Source organism: Kitasatospora sp. NPDC091257 (assembly GCF_044757675.1).
Lineage (GTDB): Bacteria > Actinomycetota > Actinomycetes > Streptomycetales > Streptomycetaceae > Kitasatospora > Kitasatospora lactacystinica.
In genome coordinates this window covers 1-6540 of sequence record NZ_JBIVVI010000450.1, presented here as the reverse complement: position 1 = coordinate 6540, position 6540 = coordinate 1, and the positions used below count along the sequence as shown (strand labels likewise).

General features: G+C 71.1%; 5 protein-coding genes. 1 reads left to right on the top strand and 4 read right to left on the bottom strand.

Annotated features, from left to right (window positions below):
- Positions 1-147: 147 nt before the first annotated feature.
- From ACIQOV_RS21205 to ACIQOV_RS21190, 4 genes are all read right to left on the bottom strand, one after another.
- Positions 148-699 (bottom strand): adenine phosphoribosyltransferase, encoded by a 552-nt coding sequence (locus ACIQOV_RS21205; protein ID WP_401050599.1) that lies wholly within the window; start codon positions 697-699, stop codon positions 148-150.
- Between the two features lie 47 nt (positions 700-746).
- A complete protein-coding gene (secF, locus tag ACIQOV_RS21200) occupies positions 747-1835 on the bottom strand; it encodes a protein translocase subunit SecF (RefSeq protein WP_380546477.1) in 1089 nt (362 codons plus the stop codon).
- 4 nt (positions 1836-1839) lie between these two features.
- Positions 1840-3621, bottom strand: coding sequence for a protein translocase subunit SecD (gene secD / locus ACIQOV_RS21195; RefSeq protein ID WP_401050596.1), 1782 nt, complete (start codon positions 3619-3621; stop codon positions 1840-1842).
- 233 nt (positions 3622-3854) lie between these two features.
- Complete coding sequence (locus ACIQOV_RS21190) at positions 3855-5024, bottom strand: LacI family DNA-binding transcriptional regulator (protein ID WP_401050594.1); 1170 nt, start codon at positions 5022-5024, stop codon at positions 3855-3857.
- A 151-nt stretch (positions 5025-5175) separates the two neighbouring features.
- Here ACIQOV_RS21190 and ACIQOV_RS21185 point away from each other — a divergent pair, with 151 nt between their 5' ends.
- Positions 5176-6465, top strand: coding sequence for a sugar ABC transporter substrate-binding protein (locus tag ACIQOV_RS21185; protein WP_359904768.1), 1290 nt, complete (start codon positions 5176-5178; stop codon positions 6463-6465).
- Positions 6466-6540: the final 75 nt, after the last annotated feature.

The following is a 6540-nucleotide window of genomic DNA, read 5'->3' as shown; positions in this document are numbered from 1 at the left end:
CCTGCCGGGGCCCGGACGTTCGGGGACAACCGAGAGGGGATGAATCTTCATGGTACCGAGCCGGGCGCCGGGGTGTTCATCCGGCCGGGCCAGGAAACGGGAGGACGGCGGTCGGATGTTCCGACCGCCGTCCTCCCGACGGATCCGTCAGACCGTGACCAGCGTCTCCAGCGGAGCGCCGGCCAGGTGCCCGGCCAGCCGCTCGCGGCCGTCCAGGAAGCCCAGCTCCATCAGCACCACGACGCCCGCCAGCTCGGCCCCGGCCTCCTTCACCAGGTCCAGCGAGGCGCCGATGGTGCCACCGGTGGCCAGCACGTCGTCCACCACCAGCACCCGCTCACCGGGCGCGAAGGCGTCGCACTGCACCTCCAGCGTCGCCGAGCCGTACTCCAGCTCGTACGAGCGCCGGAACACCTCACCGGGCAGCTTGCCCTGCTTGCGGATCGGCACGAAGCCGAGCCCGGCCGCGAAGGCCGCCGGGGCCGCCAGCACGAAGCCGCGCGCCTCCAGGCCCACCACCTTGGTCGCACCGAGCTCCGCGGCCCGGTCCGCCAGCGCCCGGGTGAGGGCGCCGAAGGCCTCGGCGTCGGCGAGCAGCGGCGCGATGTCCTTGAACAGCACACCCGGCTTCGGGTAGTCCGGGACGTCCCGGATCCGGCTGTTCAGCAGCTCGGCCAGTGCGGTGTCGGCGGTGGTCACGGTGGTGTCCTTCACGGTCTGGTGGGGCCCCGGGGTCGTGGTCGGGGTCAGCGCTTGGTGGACGGACGGCCCTTGGCACGGGAGGTGCCGGCCGAGCGGCCACGCTGTCCGACCATACCCGCAGGCTGCTCCTCGCCCGTCGGCTCCTCGTCCGCGGCCTCGGCCTTGGCGGCCGCGGCGGCGCGGTGCTGGAGGACCCGCTTGCGCAGCGCCTTCATCTCCGGCTGCTCCTCCTTGAGCTGCGCCAGCAGCGGGGTGGCGACGCAGATCGAGGAGTAGGCACCGGCCGCGAGGCCGATGAACAGCGCGAGCGAGATGTCGTTCAGGGTGCCGGCACCCAGGAGGCCGCCACCGATGAACAGCAGTGCGGCGACCGGAAGCAGTGCCACCACGGTGGTGTTGAGCGAGCGCACCAGGGTCTGGTTGAGGCCCGCGTTCGCGGCCTCGCTGTAGGTGAGCTTGTTCTGCTTGGTGAGCCCCTTGGTGTTCTCCTTCACGGTGTCGAAGACGACGACCGTGTCGTAGAGCGAGTACCCGAGGATGGTCAGGAAGCCGATCACCGTACCCGGGGTGACCTCGAAGCCCACCAGGGCGTACACGCCGATGGTGATCAGGAGGTCGTGGATGAGGGCGACCAGGGCGGACACCGCCATCCGCCACTCGAAGGCGATCGCCAGGTAGACCGTCACCAGGACCATGAAGACGATCAGACCGGTGAGTGCCTTCTGGGAGATCTGCTTGCCCCAGCTGGGGCCGATCACCTGGGCCTCGACGGTGTCCAGCGGCACGCCGAGCTTCTGCGAGAGCTCGGCGCGGATCTGGTCGGAGCTCTTCGGCTCCTCGGTGCTGACCTGGATGCGGATCTTGCCGTTGTCGGTCGACTGCACCAGCGGGTGCGAGGAGACGACCCCGTCCGCGGTTTCCTGTGCCTGGGAGACCGTCAGGCCGGGCTTGGCCACGGTGTAGACCGAGCCGCCCTTGAACTCGATGCCCAGGTGCAGGCCCATGGCCAGGCCGATCGCCGCGACCAGCACGATCACGCCGGAGATGGAGTACCAGAGCTTGCGGCGTCCGACGAAGTCGAAGCTGACTTCACCCTGGTAGAGCCGGTGGCCCAGATTGGAGAAGCGTGACACGGTGTCAGGCCTCCTTCACGGCGGCAGAGGAGGGGTTACGGCGACGGCTGCTGCGCAGCGGCGGGCGGGCGCCCAGCCGCTTCGGGTCCAGGCCGGACCACGGGTGGCCGTTCAGGAAGAACTTGCGGCGGGCCAGCAGCGTGATCATCGGCTTGGTGAAGAGGAAGATCACCACGACGTCGAGCGCCGTGGTCAGACCCAGGGTGAACGCGAAGCCCTGGACCTTGCCGACCGAGACCACGTAGAGCACGGCGGCACAGAGGAAGGACACGAAGTCCGAGACCAGGATGGTGCGCCGGGCGCGCGGCCAGGCCCGCTGGACCGCCGGGCGCAGCGGGGCGCCCTCGCGGACCTCGTCGCGGATGCGCTCGAAGTACACGATGAAGGAGTCCGCCGTGATGCCGATCGCGACGATCGCACCGCAGACCGCCGGCAGGTTCAGCGCGAAGCCGATCGCGTTGCCGAGCAGGCTCATGATCGAGTAGGTCAGGGCCGCCGAGACGAGCAGACCGGCGATCGAGACCAGGCCGAGGCCGCGGTAGTAGACCAGCGAGTAGGCGACCACCAGCAGCATGCCGATCGCGCCGGCCACCAGGCCGGCCTTGAGCTGGTCGCTGCCGAGCGCCGGGGAGACGGTGGTGATGTCGCTCTTGACGAACTCCAGCGGCAGGGCGCCGTAGCCGAGCACGTTGGACAGGTCCTGCGCCTCGGTCTGGGTGAAGCGGCCGGTGATCACGGCGCTGCCGCCGGGAATCGCGTTCTTGACCTCGGGGTGCGAGACGACCTGGTTGTCCAGCACGATCGCGAACTGGTTGTTCGGCGGGGCCTGGGTGGCGAGCTGGCCGGTGATCTTGGTGAAGTCGTCGGTGCCGGTGCCGTTGAACTGGAGCTGGACCTGCCAGCCGGCGCCCGACTGGGTGTCGAGGCTCGGCTGGGCCTTGGAGACGTCCGAGCCCTTCACGGCGACGGGGCCGAGGGCGAGCTTCTCGTAGTAGCCGTTCTCGGGCTTCTGCGAGCAGGCGACGACGGCCTTGTCATCGGCGCCGGTCTGGGCGGTGCGGACCTCGGGCTTGGAGCAGTCCAGGGCGGCGAACGCGGCGGTCAGCTCCGGCGGCACGGTGCCCTGGGTCATCGCCGCGGTGAGGTCGGCGGCGCTCGGCGGGGTGGCCGCGGCACTCGGGGCGCCGGTGGCGGCGGCGGAGGGCGCGGTGCTCGCGCCGGTGGCGGCGGCGGTCGGGCTGGCGCCCTCGGCGGCCAGGGCCTCGCTCGCGGGGCGGCCCTGCTTGGTGGCGCTCGCGGACGGGCTGCCGGTCGCGGCGGCGGACGGGGTCGCCCCCGGGGTGCCGGTGGCGCCCGCGGACGGGGTGCCGGTCGGCACCGGAGCGGTGACGCCGCTGGGCGCCACGGCCAGGACCGGACGGAAGAACAGCTTGGCGGTGGTGCCCACCTGGTCCGCCGCGTTCTGCTGGTTGCCGCCCTTGGGGATGTTCACGATGATCGTGTTGTCGCCCTGGGTCTGGACCTCCGCCTCGGAGACACCCATGCCGTTGACGCGGCGCTCGATGATCCCGGTGGCGATGTCCATGTTGGACTTGCTGATCGCCTTGGGATCGGTCGACTTCGCGGTCAGCGTGATGCTGGTGCCACCGGCGAGATCGATCCCGAGCCTGGGCTTGGTGGTGCCCGTCCCGAACATGAGGGCGACCAGTCCGACGGTGACGACCAGGATGAGGGCCAGCGCCCGCCCTGGGTAGCCGTCGCGCGGGCGCGACTTGGGTGTTGCCACCTTGCTCGTTTCTCCCTGTCCATGCCACTTCCCCGACCGGACCCGGCCCGACTGCATGCGGGCGTGCCGGTGCTGGATCGAGTGGGGGTCGCGCCGCCGCCGGGCTTCCTCGGCGCACGGGAGCGCACGGGAAGGTACGGGAACGTACGGGCGCGGCGGGGAGCGGGACGGGCGGCGGAAGCCGGACGGAGTGCGGCGGAGCGCGCCGAGCGGAGCCGCTCGGCGCTGCGAGGCTAAACCGGTTCAGAACCGCTGTCAACGATGCGCGCAGCATCCACCCGGCCGGGGGAACCCGCGACGGAACCGGAGGGCGAACCGGCCGCGGAACCGGAAGGCGGCCCAGCAGGCGAAGCGCCGGAGGAGGCCTCCGGGGAGCCGGCCGGCGCGGCCCCCGGCGGCGAGGTGGACTCCCGCACGGTCAGCCGCGGCGTGGGCATCTGGAGGTCCCGCCCCGGCCCGGCCTCGTCCAGCGCCGCCAGCAGGCTGCGCGCGACCTGCTCCCCGAGCGCGAAGGTGTCCCGGCTGAGCGCGGTCAGCGGCGGGTGGACGATCCGGGCGAGCACCGAGTCGTCGAAGGAGACGATGGACAGCTCGCCGGGCACCGCGACGCCCATCTCCCCCGCCACGCCGAGCCCGGCGACGGCCATCACGTCGCTGTCGTAGACGATCGCGGTGGGCCGCCTGGCCCGGGACAGCAGGGTCCGGGTGGCGGCCGCGCCCTCGGCGTCGCTGAAGTCGGTGGGGACCGACACCGCCTCCTCCAGCCCGAGCCGGCGCGAGGCGTCGCGCAGTGCGCGGATCCGCCGCTGGGTGTGCTGGAAGTGCGGCAGCCCGGCGAGGTGGGCGATCCGGCGGTGCCCGATGGCGGCCAGGTAGTCGACGATCGAGAGCATCGCCTCCCGGTCGTCGGCCCAGACCCGCAGCTGGTTGCCGCCCTTGCCGGGTCCGCCCAGCACCACCGCGGGCAGCCCGAGTTCGTCGAGGACCGGCAGCCGCGGGTCCTTGACCTGCAGGTCGACCACGATGAAGCCGTCCACCCGGTGCTCGGAGGCCCAGCCCCGGTAGACCTCGATCTCGGCGGCGGTGTCCTCGACCACCATCAGGTGCAGCGCGACCGCCCTGGCCGAGAGCACCGCCTGGAGCCCGGACAGCAGTTGGCTGAAGAACGGCTCGACGCCGATGGTGCGGGCCGGCCGGGCGATCACCAGGCCGACGGCGTCGGCCCGGGCTCCGCCGAGGGCGCGCGCGGCGCTGTGCGGGCGCCAGTTCATCTCCTCGGCAACTCCCAGGATCCGGGCCCTGGTCGCCTCGCTGACGCCGGGGCGGCCGTTGAGCGCGAAGGACACCGCGCCCTTGGAGACACCGGCCCGGCGGGCGATGTCGGCGATCGTCGGTCTGCCCACTGAACCCGACTCCTTCTCTTGACATCCAAGTTTAGGCGGGAGCATAGTCCCTGGCATAGCTAGACCGGTTTAGTTAGTCAGGTTGCGGAATCCGGCACAACCCCCGAGCTCGGCACGATCCCCCACCCACCCCCAGGACCGGGAGACCCTCATGCGAAGAATCTGGGCGGCACTGACCACGACCGCGCTCGCCACCGCCGCGCTCACCGGCTGCGGACTCGGCTCCGGCGACACCAAGGACAGCGACGCGGTGGCGAGTGCGGCCGCCACCGGCGAGGTCAAGGGCAAGGTCTCGCTCCAGACCTGGGCGCTCAAGCCGAAGTTCACCGACTACATGCAGGGCGTGATCGACGGCTTCAAGAAGAAGTACCCCGGCGTCGAGGTCGACTGGCTGGACCAGCCCGGCGAGGGCTACTCCGACAAGGTGCTCAGCCAGGCCGCCGCCGGCAGCCTGCCCGACGTGGTCAACCTCCCGCCGGACTTCGCCTTCCCGCTGGCGAAGAAGGACGTCCTGCTGGACGTCGCCAAGGCCGACCCGAAGCTCGCCGAGGAGTACGTCCCCGGCGGCGTCGACGCCTACCGGTTCAACGGGTACCAGGGCACCTTCGGCTACCCCTGGTACCTCAACACCGATGTGAACTACTGGAGTTCGGAGCTCCTGACGAAGAACGGCCTGGACCCGCAGAAGCCCCCGGCCAGTCTGGACGAGCTGATCGCCCAGGCCCGGACGATGAAGGAGAAGTCCGGCGGCCAGACCTATCTGATGAGCCGCAAGCCGGGCATCGGGGACCTGTACAACATCGGCGTGAAGATCATGTCCGACGACGGCAAGTCCTTCACCTTCAACACCCCCGAGGCCGCCGCACTGCTCGACAAGTACCGCGACGCCTTCAAGGAGGGCCTGATGCCGAACGGAGTGCTGACCGACACCTACGCCGGCAACTCCAAGCTCTTCAGCTCCGGCACGGTGGCCTGGACCACCGGCGGCGGCAACTACATCACCAGCCTCGCCACCGACAACCCGACCCTCGCCCCGAAGGTCGTCTCCTCCCCCGCGATGGCCACCCCGCCGCTGTACGTCCAGGGCCTGTCCATCCCGAAGAACACCAAGAACCCGGCCGCCGCCGTGGCCCTCGCCCGCTGGGTGACCAGCCCCGAGAACCAGGCCGCCTTCGCCCACCTGACCAGCGTGTTCCCCTCCACCAAGGCCTCCGCGAACGACCCGTTCTTCAGCAGGAGCGACGGCACCAACGCGGGCGACGCCAAGGTGATCGCCTTCACCTCGCTCGCCAAGGCCAAGCTGATCCAGCCCGTCGAGGTGGACGACGCGATGGGCACCGTCATCAAGCAGCAGTTCGCGCTGGCCATCAGCGGCGACACCAGCTCCAAGCAGGCGCTGGACACCGCCGTCGAGCAGTGCAACAAGCTGCTCAAGGGCTGACCCCACCGGGCCCGCGGCGCCGCACCGGCACCACCTCCCCGCACCGGCGCGACCTCCCGCGCCGGCGCACCCTCC

Coding starts and splice junctions, on each gene's coding strand:
- ACIQOV_RS21185 (WP_359904768.1), top strand. CDS start 5,176: ATGCGAAGAATCTGGGCGGCACTGACCACGACCGCGCTCGCCACCGCC.